The organism is Streptomyces tauricus (genome assembly GCF_014650955.1).
Taxonomy (GTDB): Bacteria; Actinomycetota; Actinomycetes; order Streptomycetales; family Streptomycetaceae; genus Streptomyces; species Streptomyces tauricus.
Genome location: NZ_BMVY01000001.1, coordinates 347,196 through 362,570, shown reverse-complemented (window position 1 = coordinate 362,570; position 15,375 = coordinate 347,196). Strand labels below are relative to the sequence as shown.

13 protein-coding genes are annotated in these 15,375 nt (G+C 71.4%); 6 read left to right on the top strand and 7 right to left on the bottom strand.

The window, feature by feature from the left end; translation table 11 throughout:
* The first annotated feature begins 140 nt into the window (after nucleotides 1-140).
* Nucleotides 141-1,265: a P1 family peptidase gene (locus IE278_RS01455; RefSeq protein WP_189767892.1), complete on the top strand. Its 1,125-nt coding sequence runs from the start codon at nucleotides 141-143 to the stop codon at nucleotides 1,263-1,265.
* A gap of 26 nt (nucleotides 1,266-1,291) precedes the next feature.
* On the opposite strand, the gene IE278_RS01450 is transcribed toward IE278_RS01455, so the two are convergent.
* Together IE278_RS01450 and IE278_RS01445 are read right to left on the bottom strand one after the other, a co-directional pair.
* Nucleotides 1,292-3,301, bottom strand: coding sequence for an FHA domain-containing protein (locus IE278_RS01450; protein ID WP_189767890.1), 2,010 nt, complete (start codon nucleotides 3,299-3,301; stop codon nucleotides 1,292-1,294).
* 168 nt (nucleotides 3,302-3,469) lie between these two features.
* Nucleotides 3,470-5,476: a serine/threonine-protein kinase gene (locus tag IE278_RS01445; protein ID WP_189767888.1), complete on the bottom strand. Its 2,007-nt coding sequence runs from the start codon at nucleotides 5,474-5,476 to the stop codon at nucleotides 3,470-3,472.
* 452 nt (nucleotides 5,477-5,928) lie between these two features.
* Between IE278_RS01445 and IE278_RS01440 the strand changes: the two genes are divergently transcribed.
* Together IE278_RS01440 and IE278_RS01435 are read left to right on the top strand one after the other, a co-directional pair.
* Nucleotides 5,929-7,131 carry an MFS transporter gene (locus IE278_RS01440; RefSeq protein ID WP_189767886.1) on the top strand — a complete coding sequence of 401 codons (1,203 nt, stop codon included), beginning with the start codon at nucleotides 5,929-5,931 and terminating at the stop codon, nucleotides 7,129-7,131.
* A gap of 129 nt (nucleotides 7,132-7,260) precedes the next feature.
* The gene (locus IE278_RS01435; protein ID WP_246569670.1) at nucleotides 7,261-7,950 is read left to right on the top strand and encodes a 2-phosphosulfolactate phosphatase; all 690 of its coding nucleotides are present in this window, start codon (nucleotides 7,261-7,263) and stop codon (nucleotides 7,948-7,950) included.
* Here IE278_RS01435 and pdxR read toward each other — a convergent pair.
* Nucleotides 7,919-9,355, bottom strand: coding sequence for a MocR-like pyridoxine biosynthesis transcription factor PdxR (pdxR, locus tag IE278_RS01430; RefSeq protein ID WP_246569668.1), 1,437 nt, complete (start codon nucleotides 9,353-9,355; stop codon nucleotides 7,919-7,921). The two genes, IE278_RS01435 and pdxR, sit on opposite strands and share 32 nt — an antisense overlap.
* 46 nt (nucleotides 9,356-9,401) lie before the next feature.
* Between pdxR and IE278_RS01425 the strand changes: the two genes are divergently transcribed.
* From IE278_RS01425 to IE278_RS01415, 3 genes are all read left to right on the top strand, one after another.
* A complete protein-coding gene (locus IE278_RS01425) occupies nucleotides 9,402-10,343 on the top strand; it encodes an aldo/keto reductase (protein WP_189767880.1) in 942 nt (313 codons plus the stop codon).
* Between the two features lie 145 nt (nucleotides 10,344-10,488).
* Nucleotides 10,489-11,463 carry an aldo/keto reductase gene (locus tag IE278_RS01420; protein WP_189767878.1) on the top strand — a complete coding sequence of 325 codons (975 nt, stop codon included), beginning with the start codon at nucleotides 10,489-10,491 and terminating at the stop codon, nucleotides 11,461-11,463.
* A 200-nt stretch (nucleotides 11,464-11,663) separates the two neighbouring features.
* Nucleotides 11,664-11,879 (top strand): hypothetical protein, encoded by a 216-nt coding sequence (locus IE278_RS01415; protein WP_189767876.1) that lies wholly within the window; start codon nucleotides 11,664-11,666, stop codon nucleotides 11,877-11,879.
* A 113-nt stretch (nucleotides 11,880-11,992) separates the two neighbouring features.
* On the opposite strand, the gene IE278_RS01410 is transcribed toward IE278_RS01415, so the two are convergent.
* From IE278_RS01410 to IE278_RS01395, 4 genes are all read right to left on the bottom strand, one after another.
* Complete coding sequence (locus tag IE278_RS01410) at nucleotides 11,993-12,196, bottom strand: cold-shock protein (RefSeq protein WP_107014587.1); 204 nt, start codon at nucleotides 12,194-12,196, stop codon at nucleotides 11,993-11,995.
* A 220-nt stretch (nucleotides 12,197-12,416) separates the two neighbouring features.
* The gene (locus IE278_RS01405; RefSeq protein ID WP_189767874.1) at nucleotides 12,417-13,076 is read right to left on the bottom strand and encodes a DUF1707 SHOCT-like domain-containing protein; all 660 of its coding nucleotides are present in this window, start codon (nucleotides 13,074-13,076) and stop codon (nucleotides 12,417-12,419) included.
* A gap of 188 nt (nucleotides 13,077-13,264) precedes the next feature.
* Nucleotides 13,265-14,635, bottom strand: a complete 1,371-nt coding sequence (locus tag IE278_RS01400; protein ID WP_189767871.1) for an outer membrane protein assembly factor BamB family protein — start codon at nucleotides 14,633-14,635, stop codon at nucleotides 13,265-13,267.
* The gene (locus tag IE278_RS01395) at nucleotides 14,632-15,213 is read right to left on the bottom strand and encodes a SigE family RNA polymerase sigma factor (RefSeq protein ID WP_189767869.1); all 582 of its coding nucleotides are present in this window, start codon (nucleotides 15,211-15,213) and stop codon (nucleotides 14,632-14,634) included. The genes IE278_RS01400 and IE278_RS01395 overlap by 4 nt, the downstream gene beginning before the upstream one ends.
* Nucleotides 15,214-15,375 lie beyond the last annotated feature (162 nt).

The following is a 15,375-nucleotide window of genomic DNA, read 5'->3' as shown; positions in this document are numbered from 1 at the left end:
CACCCTTGATTCCGGACGGCGGAGGCGTTCGGACGCACCGGTCCGCGAAATCCGTGCGGGCGGCACGCCGAAGCGGACGCGGGCCCGCCCCGGGGGACCGGGCGTCCCGGGGCGTACGCCGTCGGCGATAGCGTGCCGACATGCGCGAGTCACTGCCCGAGCCGTCCCCGCCCGTCACCGCCCGCAGAGCCCATGAGCTGGGGCTCTCCGTAGGGAACCTGCCCACGGGCACGCACAACGCCCTGACCGATGTGCCCGGGGTCCGCGTGGGACACACCACGCTGGTCCGGCCGCCGCGGGTGCACAGCGGTGTCACCGCGATCGTGCCGGACGGGGTGGGCCCCGGCAGCCCGCTGCCCGCCGGGGTGTTCGCGGGCAACGGCTACGGCAAGCTGCTCGGCACCACGCAGCTCGCCGAACTCGGCGCCCTGGAGACACCGGTGCTGCTCACCTCGACCCTGTCCGCCTTCAGGGTCGCGGACGCCCTGGTCGGCTGGGTCCTGGAGCGGCCCGAGGGGGCCGCCGCGCGGAGCCTGAACCCGGTCGTGGGCGAATGCAACGACGGGCTCCTGTCGGACATCCGCTCACGTCCGGTCCGGGAGGAACACGTCCGGGCGGCCCTCGACACCGCGAGCGGCGGGCCGGTCGCCGAGGGGTGCGTCGGCGCGGGTACCGGGATGACCGCGCTGGGGTTCAAGGCCGGTATCGGCACCTCGTCGCGGCGCGTACCGCTGGCCGGCCGGGACGTGACGCTCGGGACGCTCGTGCAGGCCAACTTCGGCGGCACGCTTCGGGTGTCGGGCCGTGTGGTCACGCCCGCCGACGTCGGCGTACCGACCGAGGACCCGGACTCGACGACGAACCCCGTCCCCGAGGCCGGTTCCTGCATGGTCGTGGTCGCCACCGACGCGCCGCTGGACGCCCGCCAGTTGACGCGCCTGGCGCGGCGCGCCGTCTACGGACTCGCCAGGGCCGGGGCCGCGTACGGACACGGCAGCGGCGACTACGGCCTCGCCTTCGGTACGCGTCCCCTGGGCACGCCCGCCGGGCCCGCCGTGCTGCCCGACGACCGGCTGGACCCCCTCTTCGTCGCCGTCCTGGACGCCGTGGAGGAGGCCGTCCTCAACGCGCTGCTCACCGCCACCACGACCACGGGACCGTACGGCCACACCCGCCACCCCCTGCCCGCGGCACCGCTCCTCGCCCTGCTGGGCCGAGAGGAGCCGGGCGCCGCCGGGAGTCCCGGCGGCACTCGTTCCCCCTGAGCCGGAAGGCGGACCTCTCAGGCCTCTCAGGCCCGGTCGAGGGCTACGGGGCCCTGGGGTCCCGAGTCGGGTCCCGCCACCCGTGGGTCCGCGGGGCGGGGGGCGTAGATGGGCGCGTCCGCCTGGTAGAAGAGGTCGATGTCGGCCTCCTCACCGCCGACGATCAGGGTGTCCCACGCACCGCTCTCCTGGAGGGTCCGCAGGGTCGACGGCTGGAGCGTGGCGAGGTGTTCGCGCAGTTCCTCGTCGGAGGGCATGCCGGGAAGGCGGGTCTCCAGCCGGTCGCGTATCGCGCGCATGCGCTCGAGCAGCGCGTCCAGATCGGGCTGCTCCAACTTGGCCTCGGCCCCGCCCTCGGCTCCGGCTCCGGCCCCGGCCCCGGCCCCGGGCGCGCCTGCCCTGGCCACGGCGGCTGCCGGAGACTCGGTCTGCTCCATGCTGCGGGCGATGATGTCCTTGATCGCGCGGGTGGCACCCTGCTCGTCCGTGGTGACCATGGCGTTCCAGGCGCGGCTCTTGTGCCGGTACTGCAGCATGGACATCGCGGCCTCGTGCCGGATGAAGTCGGCGTCGCGCAACGGCCGGCCCTGCCAGGTGCGGCTGAGCGAGCGGGCCAGGGACACGGCGGAGGCGAGGCCGCTGTTGAGACCGCGCCCCGGCCAGAAGTGGATGGCGTTGGCGGCGTCGCCCAGCAGGAAGCCGTACGTTCCCGGGGTCGTCGCGGTGGAGCGGGTGAGCTGCGCCGTGAACCTGGGGCGTTGCACCATGTCCAGCCGGAACGAGGTGATGGCGCTGAGGTCGTCCTCGGCCACACCGAACAGCTTGAGGCCCTCCCGTATCCGCTTCCACAGGTGCGAGCCGCGCAGCAGGGCGGGCAGGAACAGGGTGCCGTGGGTGGGACAGACGAACTCGTTGTCCTCGTGGCGGCTCATGACGCAGGGGCGTGCGGCGATGCACTCCTCGAAGACCTGGCGGACGGGATCGATACCGATCACGGCCTTGGTCTCGTCGCGGGTGAGCCGCATGTTCAGGAAGCCCTCGCCGCGCAGCGAGTTGAGCAGGAACCTGTTCTGCGACACGGTCAGCAGGACGCTCATCTGGTCGGTCAGCGGCGACTTGACCCGCAGCCCCAGCACCACGTCCTGGAGGTGTTCGCCGTCGAGGGAGTAGATGGAGGCGTCGGCCGCGCCGAAGCGGTCGGCGTAGTGCTCGCGGGTGCGGGACCGTCCGCCGTCGCAGATCGCCAGGACATGGTCGTTGGCGACCCGGTGCTCGTGCTCCGAGGGGTCGAAGCGCTTGGGTACGAGCCGGATCGCCGACTTGCTGTTGGCCAGCTCCAGCAACTGGTCCTCGACGTAGGCGATCCGGATGTTGCGGGGAGGCCGGCCGTCGACGGAGTCCGGCCCGACGGGCCACATCTCGGAGAACTGCCCCGCGTCGAACAGCGCGGACTGCATCTCCTCGGTCAGCGCGAGGTACTGGCGGCTCTGGATGGTCACGACCTGCTGACGGCGGACGTTGCCCAGCGTCTCGTCCTTCCAGGCCACCGTCGTACCGTTCTTGACCCAGCGACCCTCGTAGACGGTGATGAACACCCGTCCCTGCAAGGCGTTTTCCAGCAGCAGCGCGAAGGCGAGGCCGACCGGGCCACCGCCGGCGATCGTGACGCGGAGCGCGCTGGGGTTCGCCAGGGCCGTGGGGCGCGGCACGTCGAGCTGGGAGAGGTCCATGACCGTCTCCAGCGCCTCCTGCGTCTCGAACAGGAAGGTCTCGTCGCCGATCCGGATGACGTCACCCGGGGCCAGCGGGTGCCGGGTGACGCGCCGTTCGTTGACGTAGGTGCCGTTCCTGCTGTTGCGGTCGTGCAGGACGAACGCGTCGTCCTCCACGACGATCTCGGCGTGCAGCCGGGAAGCGCTCGTGCTGACGATGATCACGTCGTTGTCGCTCTTGCGACCGAACCGCAGGGCCGCGGTGCCCAGCACCACGCTCTGACCGCTGAAGGGACCCGTGCGTCCCACGATGACCGACGACACTCAAACTCCTAGCAGACATGCCCCGGTGCCGGGCCGGACCGCACCGGGCGGCCGATCCGGCACGAGGGCCAACTGGACCATCACAAGCAGGGAACCCGGGTGCGAGCAGGCCGCACCGGGCCGGTCAGTGGGCGGGGCGCCGAGGGTGCACGGCCGCCGCCCGACCCGTCACTCGCATGTCAGCGTGAACGGCACCGTGTCGGAGATGTTCTGCTGCGAAGACTTGATCTCCACGCCCATGGCGCTCGCCAGCGTCCCCTCCCGCGCGTACGTCGTCACACGGATCGTCTCCTGGTGGGTGCGGGGGCCGCCTTCCGAGAAGGTCAGCGCCCGCCACGTCTTGTCGACCACCGACCCTTCGGCCGAGACCCATCGGTAGGTGAACTTCACGGGCAGCTCCGTCACTTCGAAGGTGGCCGTGAACGCGGGAGCCTCCCCCTGCGGTGGCGGGCAGCTCCCCGCGTACGTCGTGTTCGTCCCCGTGACCGCCACCGTCACCGGCGGCTGTCCCGCGGCGCCCGAGCCGTCCCCTTCCGCGGAAGGGGAACCGTTCTGTGCCTGCTGCGCGGAGGAACTCGTCTCCGCGCCGGGGTTCTTGCCGTCCGCCCGGTCCTCGTCGTCACGCGTCAGGGCGTAGCCCAGCCCGCCCAGGAGCAGGGCGGACACGGTCACCAGCGCCGCCACCAGGTACCCCTTGCGCCGAGCGCGCCCCGGCCGGGCCGGGGCGAGTGTCCCCACGGTGACCGGGCCGCTCGCCGTCGGGAGCGAGTACGCCGGCGAAGCCTGCGAGGGTGTGAACGACGCCGCCGGCTGGGCGGGCCCGAAGGTGCCGGTGGTGCCCGTCGCCGTCGCCTCGAAGGGCGACGCCTGCGGTGAGCCGTGCGTCTGCCCGGCGGGCGCGTCGACGACGGTCTCCGAAGTGCCGCTGGTGGCGGGGGACTGCGCCGCGGGGTGTACGTCCCCGGTCTGCGCGGCGGCGGTCGCCGCCGACGTGGCTTCGGTCGCCGCGGCCTGGGCCGCCGCCGCGTGCGTCGCCGCGGTGTGTGCCGCCTCGGCTGCCGCGGTGTGCGTGGCCTCGGTGTGTGCCGCCGCGGTTTGTGTCCCTGCCGCGTCCGGGGACGAGGCCCGCGTCGCGACGCGCGGGTCCTGGGTGGGCGCGTCGAGGGTGATGTCCGAGGTGGCGTCCGCCGAGGAGGGCTGTGCCGCGGGACTCACCCCGCCGGTCTGAGCGGTACTGGTCTGGCCGGTGCCGGTCTGGGCGGTAGCGGACTGCGCCGCGACGGTCACCGTAGGGGTGGATTCCGTCCTCGTGACGTCGGCGTCGGGCGTACCGCCGGCGGCGATGAGCCGCAGGTCCCGCGCGGTCTGTTCGGCGGAGGCACGCTCGGCCGGGTCCTTGCGCAGGAGACCTTCGATGACGGAGGTCAGGGGACCGGCCCGGTGCGGGGACGGCGGCTCGTCGTCGACTACGGCGCGCAGCGTGCCCAGGGCACTGTCCTGCCGGAAGGGCGAACGGCCCTGCACGGCGGTGTGGAGCAGGACACCGAGGGACCACAGGTCCGTGGCGGGGCCGAGGGCACGGCCCAGGGCCTGCTCGGGCGCGAGGTACTCGGGGGAACCGACGACCTCGCCGGTCATGGTGAGCGCGGTGTCGCCGACCACCATGGCGATACCGAAGTCGGTGAGGATCACCCTGTCGTCGTCGGCCAGCAGGACATTGGCCGGTTTCACGTCGCGGTGCAGCACATCGGCGGCGTGTGCGGCGCGCAGCGCGCTCAGCACCTCCGCGCCGATCCGCGCGGTCTCCCGCGGGCTCAGCGCCCCCTGGGTTCTGATCAGGTCCGCGAGCGAGCGGCCACGGACCAGCTCCATCACGATCCACGGGCGGTCACCGTCGGTGACGACGTCATGGACGGTGATCACGTTCGGGGCGGTGATGCGCGCCGCGGCCCACGCCTCCCGCTCCAGCCGGGTGTACATGCGCTCGATCTTCTCGGCGGGCAGCCCGGAGGGAGCGCGCACCTCCTTGATGGCGACCTCGCGGCGCAGCACCTCGTCGCGAGCGCGCCACACGGTTCCCATGCCGCCCTCGCCGAGGGTGGACAGCAGACGGTAGCGATCGGCGACCAGCCGCTCCGGGCTCGCGTCCGGGGACGCTGCGTCCTCGTGGTGCATCGGGGCCAATCTCCCTTGTCTTTAGGCATGAATGAGCGCCCGGACATGTTCCGTCCGATCGGCACCTCTCACCACCCAGGTGCTCTCAGCTATCAACTACACGCAGGACAGGGGCCGTTCGGTTGCTGCAGTCTAGCCCTGCCGCCGGTCGGGTTCGGCCAACGCCAGTCGTATCTTGTCCGTATCTGTTCAGAACGGCGATCATGACTGAGACAGGTCGCGAAAGGTCACGACAGGTCACGGCGAGCAACAGTGCGTCACGGTCGATCGCGGGGTTCCCCGAGGCACCGAACGCCCAGATCAGGTGCCCTATGACCTTCTTATAGGCTTGCCCCGTTCTGGGGCTGCCGGGCAATGGTGCTCAGCGCGACGGGCCACGGGAACCGGGAGCGTTTCCGGGCCCGACCTCGCCTCCCATCACCGGACCCTGTCTGTGAAAGGTCACCCGCACCATGCCCCTGGCCCTGCTGGCCCTCGCCGTTGTCGCGTTCGGCATCGGCACCACCGAGTTCGCCACCATGGGGTTGCTGCCCCAGATCGCCGACGGGGTCGGAGTGTCCGTGCCGCAGGCGGGCCATCTCGTCTCCGCCTACGCGCTCGGGGTCGTCGTCGGCGCCCCCGTCCTCACGGGCATCGGCGCGCGCGTCCCCCACAAACGGCTGCTGCTGATCCTGACCGGGCTGTTCGTGATCAGCAACGCCGCGTCCGCGATCGCTCCGAACTTCGGCCTCCTCTTCGCCGCGCGCTTCCTGGCGGGTCTGCCGCACGGAGCGCTGTTCGGTGTGGGAGCGGTCGTCGCGTCCCGGCTCGTCGCCCCCGACCGGGCGGCCCGCGCCGTCTCGAAGATGTTCCTCGGGCTGACCGTCGCGAACATCGTCGGCGTGCCGGCCAGCACGGCCCTCGGGCAGCAGCTGGGCTGGCGTTCCGCCTACTGGACGGTCGCCGTCATCGGCCTCGTCGCCCTGGTGTCGCTGGCTCTCTTCGTGCCTCACCAGCCACGCGGTCAGCAGTCCGGCATCCGGCACGAACTGCGGGCGATGGGCAACAGGCAGGTCGCGATCGGTCTGGCCACCGCCGTCGTCGGGTTCGGCGGGTTCTTCGCCGTCTACAGCTATCTGGTGCCCATGCTGACGCATCTGACGGGCATCTCCGACGCGTCGACGACTCTGGTCCTCGCGCTCTACGGCGTCGGTATGACCGGGGGCACACTGCTCGCGGGCCCGCTCACGGACCGTGCGCTGCGGCCGACGCTGTACGTGGGACTCGCGCTGCTCGCCGCGGCGCTGGTGACGTTCTACTTCACCGTCCACAGCACCGTGCCCGCCCTGATCACGATCACCTTCATCGGTGCGATGGGCTCCCTCATCACCACGCCCGTGCAGATGCTCCTCATGGCCAAGGCGAAGAACGCTCCGACCATGGCGGCGGCCTCCAACCACTCAGCCTTCAACCTGGCCAACGCGGGCGGCGCCTGGCTCGGCGGCCTGGTCATCTCGGCCGGCTGGGGATGGGCCTCGCCCAACCTGGTCGGCGCGGCTCTCGCCGTGGCGGGCCTGGGCCTCGCCTTCACGGGAGGTCTCATGGACCGGGGCGGCCCCCGCTCCGAGACGATCACCAAGTCCATGGGTACGGCCGAGGCCTCGACGGCGGGCTAGGGTACGGAGCACCAGCGCACCTAGCCCGCACAGCGTCCCCTCGAACACCATCCCGTCTGCCGATGTGACGCCCCTCACTCTCAGGAGGGGGCCGGGGCGCCGGGCCGGGTGTGCCCGATCATGCTCGGAATGGACACTCGTTTCTCCAACATCGCGGACCTGGTCGAGACTCCGTCCGAGCCCCCGTCCGTGGCGGTAGTGATCGACGTCATGCGTGCGTACACCGTGGCCGCCTGGGCCTTCGCCCAGGGTGCGGAAAAGATCGTTCTCGCCGAGTCGCTGGACGAGGCCCTGGCGCTCAAGGCCCGTCACCCGGACTGGGTGGCCCTCAAGGACGGCCCGCCCGCCCCCGGGTTCGACGCCGTCAACTCGCCGGGGCTGCTGCGGTCCGTGGACCTCGGTGGACGGACCGTCGTACAGAAGACCACGGCGGGGACGGTCGGCGCCCTCGCGGTCAAGGGTGCGCGGCTGGTGCTGTGCGCGGGCTTCGTGGTGGCGGAGGCGACGGCTCGGCTGCTGCGGACGCACGACGCCCCCGATGTCGTGTTCGTGGTCACCGGCGAGGACGGGCGGGCCGAGGAGGACCTGGCGTGTGCGCAGTACATCGCCGGGCGGGCCACCGAGGCCGGGACGGACGCGGCGGAGTTCCTCCGCCGCGCCGCCGCCTCGCGCGCGGCCGTCGAACTGGCACAGGGCATACGTCAGGGAGTCCATCCTGATGACGTCGCGCTCTGTCTTGAGCTCGACCGGTTCCCCTTCGCCATGGTGGCGGCCCTGAAGGACTCGCTCATGGTGCTGCGCCCGCACGCGATGCCGTAGGGGTACGCAGCGCTTCGCTCAGGAGCGTGACGGCCGGCGGAATCTCCGTGTCGCCGATATTGCCGTACCCGAGGACGAGCGCCCGTTCCACCGGCCGGTTCGTGCGGTAGTCGTCGAGGTCAGCCAGGCGCAGCCCCGCGGCGGCGGCCGCCCGGACCGCCCCGGCGGTGTCCGTGTCGTCCGGCAGGTGCAGCAGGATGTGCAGTCCGGCGGCGGTACCGGCGACCCGGCCCTGCGGCACCTGTTCGCCGAGCGTCCTGACCAGCAGGTCGCGGCGGGTCCTGAACCGCCGCCGCGCGGCCCGCAGATGGGCGTCGTACCAGCCGCGGTCGATGAAGGTGGCGAGCGCGAGCTGGTCCAGGACGGGTGGCGCGGCGGCGACGGGGTTCGCCGCCCGCAGTACCGGGGTCATCGCGGCGGGCGCGACCGACCAGCCCAGGCCGAGGGCCGGCGACAGCGTCTTGCTGACCGAGCCGAGGAGGAAGACCCGGCCCGGATCCATCCCCTGCATGACGGCGACCGGATGGCGGTCGTAGCGGAACTCGGCGTCGTAGTCGTCCTCGACGACGAACCCGTCGACCTCACGGGCCCAGCGCACCAGGCGTGCCCGGCGGGCCGGGGACAGCACCGTCCCCGTGGGGAACTGGTGTGCCGCGCCGACGACGACGGCGCGGGCCGGCGTACCCGCGAGGTCGTCGACGCGGAGGCCGTCCCGGTCCACGGGCACCAGGTGTACGCGCAGACCGGCGCTGGTCGCGGCGTCCCGCAGCCGCCCCCAGCCCGGGTCCTCCACGGCCAGGTCGGCGATGCCCTCGGCGCGCAGGGCCCGGCAGGTGCGTACCAGACCGTCGGTGACGCTCGCGCACACCGAGACGGAACCGTCGTGTGCGTCCGCGCCGCGCGAGCGCCGCAGGTACTGCGCGAGCGTCGTACGCAGCTCCGCGTGTCCGGCGGGGTCGGGCAGGCCCAGGTCGTAGTGGACGGCCGAGCCTGTGACCGCCCGGACCGCGTCCGCCCAGCGACGCCGGGGAAACGCCCGCAGATCGGGCAGGCCGGGCGCGAGGTCGTACCGGATCGGTGGCCGTGCCGGTGCGCGGGGCACGCGGGAGCGCGGCTGCGCGGTGTCGGGCGACCACGAGACACGCGTGGCGGAGCCCACCCGGGCACAGAGGTATCCCTCCGCGACGAGTTGCCCGTACGCCTCCGTCACGACCCAACGTGAGCAGCCGAGTTCCTCCGCGAGCGCGCGGCTCGGCGGCACTGCGGCACCTTCCGCGAGCCGGCCGTCGCGGATCGCGGTGCGCAGCGCGCGAGCCAGTCGGTCGTGCAGACGGCGCCGCCCGCCGTCCGCGGGTCCGACCTCCAGCAGGGTCGCCCACGCGAAATTGGTCTGGGAAACGGTCACAGAATTGGAGCGTAGCGCCGATCCGAATCCGCCTAGCGTCACAAGCATGATGGAGAACCTGGTCCTCGGGGCCATGCTGTTCGGTACCACCGCGGACGAACGACGGTCGTTCGCGCTCCTGGACCGTTTCGTGGACGCCGGAGGCGTCTGGATCGACACCGCCAACTGCTATTCGTTCTGGGCGGATCCGAGCGGATTCGGCGGGCAGAGCGAGGCGCTGCTCGGCCGCTGGCTGGCGAGCCGCCCGGGCGTCCGTGACCGCGTCAGGATCAGCACCAAGGTGGGCTGCGAGCCGACCCTGGCCGGCCGGTTCCCGGAGACGGCCGAAGGCCTCTCGGCCGGGGCCGTCAAGAACGGGATCGAGGGCAGTCTCCGCCGGCTGGGTACGGATCACGTCGAGTTGTACTGGGCCCACAAGCCCGAGCCGGCCACACCGCTGGAGGAGACGGTGGCCGCCTTCGACGAACTCGTGTCCGCGGGCACGGTCGGTCGGCTCGGCTGCTCCAACTACCCCGTCTGGCAGGTCGAGCGGGCCCGGCAGCTCGCCAGGGCGAACGGCGGTACGGGCTTCACCGCGGTGCAGCAGCACCACACGTACCTGCAACCGCGCCCCGCGACCCGGCCGTCCGTGGTGCACCGGTTCGGTGCGGTCACCGATGAGGTGCTCCACTACCTGGAGCAGCACCCGGACATGGCCCTGTGGGCGTACACGCCGCTGCTGGGCGGCCGCTACACCCGCCCGGACAAACCCCTGGCCGCCGAGTACGACCACCCCGGCACCACCCGGCGCCTGGCGGTGCTCGACGAGATAGCCACCGAGACCGGCACGAACCGCAACCGGGTGGTGCTGGCCTGGCTGACCGGCGGGAACCCGGCTGTCACACCGATCGTCGGTGTCAGCACGGTCGAGCAACTGGACGAGGCGTTCGCGGGGGTGGCACTGGAACTGACCTCCGATCAGCGCGAACGGCTCGACTCCGCGATGTGACCCGCGACGACCGGCCACCGCCGGGTGGGGTGGTGGCCGGTGCTCCCGTGGACGACGGTGTGACCACGGGGGCGGGAGCACGTCTCGGCTCCCTGCCGGAGAATGGACGTCGGCGCGTCGGCGGACCACGAGAAGAGGCACAGTGATGAAGCACATCGAACTGCGGGACCTGGACGTTTCCCAAATCGGTCTGGGTGCGATGGGCATGTCGCACGGCTACACCGGCGCCGGAGCCGACGACGCGGAGTCCGTCCGCACCATCCACCGCGCACTGGAACTGGGCGTCACCTTCATCGACACCGCCGAGGTCTACGGGCCGTACACCAACGAGGAACTGGTCGGCCGCGCCCTGAAGGGCCGCCGGGACCAGGTCGTGCTGGCGACGAAGTTCGGCCTGATCTCCCACACCGGCCGCACCGGGCCCACCGACAGCAGCCCGGAGAACGTCCGCGCCGCCGTGGAAGGCTCACTCAAGCGGCTGGGCACCGACCACATCGACCTGTACTACCAGCACCGCGTCGACGCCGGCACGCCGATCGAGGACACCGTCGGCTGCCTGGCCGAACTCGTCACCGAGGGCAAGATCGGGCACATCGGCCTCTCCGAGGCCGGCCCCGGCACCATCCGCCGCGCCCACGCCGTGCACCCGATCACCGCGGTCCAGTCCGAGTACTCACTGTTCACCCGCGACCCCGAGGCCCGTGTACTGCCCGTGCTGCGCGAGCTGAACATCGGCTTCGTCCCCTTCTCCCCTCTCGGGCGGGGCTTCCTGACCGGCACGATCCGCTCCACCGACCAGTTCGACTCCACCGACTTCCGTGCGGACAACCCCCGGTTCACCGAGGAGAACTTCCAGCACAACCTGCGCCTGGCCGACCAGGTCGCCGCCGTCGCCGGCCAGATCGGCGTCACCCCGGCCCAGGTCGCCCTGGCCTGGCTGCTGGCGCAGGGCGACGACATCGCGCCCATCCCCGGCACCCGGCGGGTGGCCCGCGTCGAGGAGAACACCGCCGCCGACGGCGTCCGCCTCACGGACGACCAACTCGCCCTGCTCACCGGCCTGCCGCCGGCCGCCGGTGACACCCACACCGAGGCTCAGATGCGGATCATGGAGCGCTGAGACCTCCCGGAACCGGCCTGATCAGGCCATTCGGCTCGTACGCGAACCGGGTGACAGAGGGTGGGTGTCCGGCGTGGGCAGCGCGACCGGTTCGGGGCAGCGGTGAAGATCGCGAGGTCAGAGGCCATCCGTGCCTCTTCTACTTCGCAAAGGGGAAGTCCATGCGCATGATCGCGCGCGCTTCACTCACCATTCTCTGTGTGACCGGAGCCGTCTTCGCGACCGTTCCCGCCGCTCAGGCCGCCGCTCCGAACGTAGCTCCGGTCGCCGACTGCCGTCTGCTCTTCGGGCAGGACTCCTCCGGGCAGATGGGCCGCTTCTGCAAGGACGGCCGTTCGCAGTCGTCCGACGACCGCGACCGGGTCGAGGAAGTGGACGGTCTCGTCGGCCTCGTGCTGGACATCCTCTTCGGCTGAATGAGTCGCTGAACCTGCTGGCGGCGCCGCTGCGCGTATGCCATCAGGCTTCACAGCAGCACAGCGGCCCCCGGAACAGGTGTTCCGGGGGCCGCCGACGTCCGGCTGTGGGATCAGGCGGGGGTGATGTTCTCCGCCTGCGGGCCCTTCTGGCCCTGCGTGACGTCGAAGTTCACGACCTGGCCCTCCTGCAGCTCACGGAAGCCGGAGGCGTTGATGTTCGAGTAGTGGGCGAAGACGTCCGGGCCGCCACCCTCCTGCTCGATGAAGCCGAAGCCCTTCTCGGCGTTGAACCACTTCACAGTTCCCTTGGCCATGCTCGTGCCTTCCAGTCGATAACGGACCCACACAACGCGAGCCCGGAGGTGATCGCCCTGGTCCTGCACTGCACAGCAAAATGCCCGCACCGGAGCGCGGGCAGGTACTGCGAACCACGACATCTGAGGAAGACGCTACACGGCGAAACCGCCTACCACCAGAGAGCAACAGGACAAGATCCCGAAACCATTGCCGTTGTGAGGGATCAACCGAACCGAGTCACCCACCCGCGGAGGGGGACGCGGGCTTGCGCAGCAGCCACTGTCCGAACGTCCGGCGCGCGGGCCGCATGACCACGCGGCCATGGGCTTTCTGGCCGACCAGTTCCACCCGCAGCACGACCGGGGTATCAGGATTCGCGGGCGGCTGACGGTACTTGACCCTGCTGTGCACCAGCTGCAGACCGTCCAGGTCGACCACGACGCCCGGTTTCGTGACCAGCGTCAGGGTCTTCCCCGTCATGGCCACGTCGATCCGCAAGGTGTCGTGTGTGATCACCGCCTCGGTGAAGTCGAGTGTCACCTCGCAGTAGGTGATGGCGAGATCCAGCCTCCGGGGTACCACCCAGCGCCCCACGCGCTCGACCGCGCCGCTGAAGACCTGTTCGATCCGCACCACGTCCTTGGCCTCGGCTCCGGTCCCGCCGACCGTGGCCACCGTGGGCGGCAGGTCGGCGGTGAGCGTGGCCAGTTCGCCCAAGGTCCTTGCGGACAGGGCGACTTCGAGCCGCTCGTCCAACTCGTCCGCGGTCAGCAGGCCGTCGCCCGCCGCGACACGCAGCACGTCCACCACCCGGTCCCGGTCCGCGTGCGAGGCACGCAACTCGGGCGACGAACCGGGGCCGGCGTGCTTACCGGTGGGCGAGATCTCTTCCGACATGCTTCCGTCCTGGTCCGGTCGAACGTCTCCACGCCACGCGGTCAGCGGCGCGAGGAGAAGACTAGCGCTGTATCGCGACATGATGCCTCGCACCGCATGCCTTGTACCGCGTACCGCATGCCCCACACCGCGGCCGCGTGGGACCCGGGTTCCCCCGCCGGGTCCCACGCGGCCTTCCCGCGATCCGGTTACGAGCCTGTCCTGGCCGGTTTCGGCTCGATCCGGAACAGTTCGCCGCCGACCTGGCCGACGAGCCCCTGGTCGTAGAGCATCAGCTCGGGGGCGATCCCGGCTTCCACCGGACTCTTCGGCACGTCGACCGCGCCGCGCCAGCGCACCGCGCCGCTGTCCAGGTCAAGACCCACCAGTTGCCCGGACGGAGCGAGGTAGTACGCCACCCGGCTGTCGAGATCCACCACGGCGGCCGAGGGCAGCTCCCGCATGGTCGGATCGCCCGGCTGCTTCCGCAGTTCCAGCCCCAGTTCGCCGGCCCAGAGCCGTCGGCCGCTCTCGGCGGAGTACGCGGTGACCTTGCCGTTCCTGCCGGTCACCAGGACGGTGCCGTCCGCGACCGGGCCCATCGGCAGTGCGTCGACGCGGTGTTGCGACACCTTGCCCGAGCCGAGGTCGACGCGGATGAGGTCGGCCGGACCCGCGTCGCCGAAGAACTTCTGTCCGCCCGCCATACCGCCCAGCAGTACGGCGTCCCCGTCGGTGCCGATATAGGCGGTCTGGCCCTCGACGGTCGCGACGGTCTCCGGCGCGCCGGTCTCCGGGTCCAGCCGGACGACGGTGCTGCGCTGAGGGGCCTTGTCACTGTCGGGCGAGCACATCAGGTAGGGGACGCCACCGACGGCTGTCCGCTCGCAGTCGGCCTTCTTCCACGAGTACGTCCACAGCGGCTCGCCCGACTTGTCGTCGAGCGCGACGACACTCTTGAAGGTCGGGGAGTTGGCGAGGACCCCGCCGTCGAACAGCACGGCGGAGGAGCTGTTACGGCTGTCGTCGGCCAACTCGTGCTTCCACAGCACGTCCTGTCCGTCGATGTCGAGAGCGACGAGATCGGTACCCGCCTGGGAGGCCCCCGGCTTGTGATCGGCATACGTGTACAGCACGCCGTCGCGGACCCCGGGGAGTGACCCCGCCGGGGAACGGTCCCCGTCGGCCTCCTGGGCCTTCTGTCGCCACGCCACCTTTCCGGTACGGGCGTCCACGCCGATGCCGTCGTACCCCACCCCACGGCAGTAGACGGCACCCGTACCCGTGGTGCAGGCGTCCCAGGACGTGCCGGGCAAGGTGGTCTGCCACAGGAGCCTGCTCTCCTTGCTGACCCGAGAGGCGGGCTGTGGCGCCCCGTCACCGTCGCCCGCACCGGTGGCGAGGACCGCGCCGAAGGTGATGCCGGCGACGCCGAGGACCGTTCCGGCGGCCCGCACGAGGTTGCGTCGCCGATGGCGGCTCACGATGCGGTCGGCGACGCCCGCGGGGGCGCCGGGGTCGTCCGGGGTCCACTCGTGCAGGACGTCCCGGATCACGCGGTCGAGCTGGTCGCCGTTCATGTGTGGGCTCCCTTCGGCAGGTTGCTGCTGGGGACGACGGCCGCGGCCCGCTCCGGCGTGTCCAACTTCGGCGTGTCCAACTCCGACGTGTTCAGCTCCGGCGCGAGACGGCGCAGCCGGGCCAGTGACCGGTGGGTGGTGCTGCGCACCGTGCCCACGGAGCAGCCGAGCGCGGCCGCCACCTCCGTCTCGGACAGGTCCTCGAAGTAACGCAGCACCAGCATCGTGCGCTGCCGAGGCGTCAGCCGGGCGAGCGCCTGGCCGACGGTGATCCGCAGGTCGGCTGCGGACGTGCCGTCGGCGACGCCGAAGTCCACCGGCGGCGTCGCGAACGTCGGCTCGCGATGCGGGCGGCGCAGACGCCACCGGCTGATCTGCTGCCGGTACATCACCTTGCGTACGTAGCCCTCCGGGTCCTCGATGTGCCGCCAGCGGCTCAGCGCCTTCATCAGAGCGGTCTGCACCAGGTCCTCGGCCTCGTGCCGGTCGCCGCCGGTGAGCAGGTTCGCCAGACGCAGCAGAGTGCTCCACCGGCTTTCGACGTAGTCCCGGAATCTCTCGTGGTCCTGCGGATCCATGGGCCCTCCCCTTCCCCAACGCACACAAGGACGCGCGGACCCCTGACGGTCTATGCCTCCCGGTTCGGAGTTTCTTCGCCCACCCCGCAAACGCCGTAGACGCCGCGGTGCCGCGGTGCCGTGAGCCACGCTGCCGCGCGGATACGGAGCCACAGACTCACC

Coding starts and splice junctions, on each gene's coding strand:
- IE278_RS01455 (WP_189767892.1), top strand. CDS start 141: ATGCGCGAGTCACTGCCCGAGCCGTCCCCGCCCGTCACCGCCCGCAGA.
- IE278_RS01445 (WP_189767888.1), bottom strand. CDS start 5,476: ATGCACCACGAGGACGCAGCGTCCCCGGACGCGAGCCCGGAGCGGCTG.
- IE278_RS01440 (WP_189767886.1), top strand. CDS start 5,929: ATGCCCCTGGCCCTGCTGGCCCTCGCCGTTGTCGCGTTCGGCATCGGC.
- IE278_RS01435 (WP_246569670.1), top strand. CDS start 7,261: ATGGACACTCGTTTCTCCAACATCGCGGACCTGGTCGAGACTCCGTCC.
- IE278_RS01425 (WP_189767880.1), top strand. CDS start 9,402: ATGATGGAGAACCTGGTCCTCGGGGCCATGCTGTTCGGTACCACCGCG.
- IE278_RS01420 (WP_189767878.1), top strand. CDS start 10,489: ATGAAGCACATCGAACTGCGGGACCTGGACGTTTCCCAAATCGGTCTG.
- IE278_RS01410 (WP_107014587.1), bottom strand. CDS start 12,196: ATGGCCAAGGGAACTGTGAAGTGGTTCAACGCCGAGAAGGGCTTCGGC.
- IE278_RS01405 (WP_189767874.1), bottom strand. CDS start 13,076: ATGTCGGAAGAGATCTCGCCCACCGGTAAGCACGCCGGCCCCGGTTCG.
- IE278_RS01400 (WP_189767871.1), bottom strand. CDS start 14,635: ATGAACGGCGACCAGCTCGACCGCGTGATCCGGGACGTCCTGCACGAG.
- IE278_RS01395 (WP_189767869.1), bottom strand. CDS start 15,213: ATGGATCCGCAGGACCACGAGAGATTCCGGGACTACGTCGAAAGCCGG.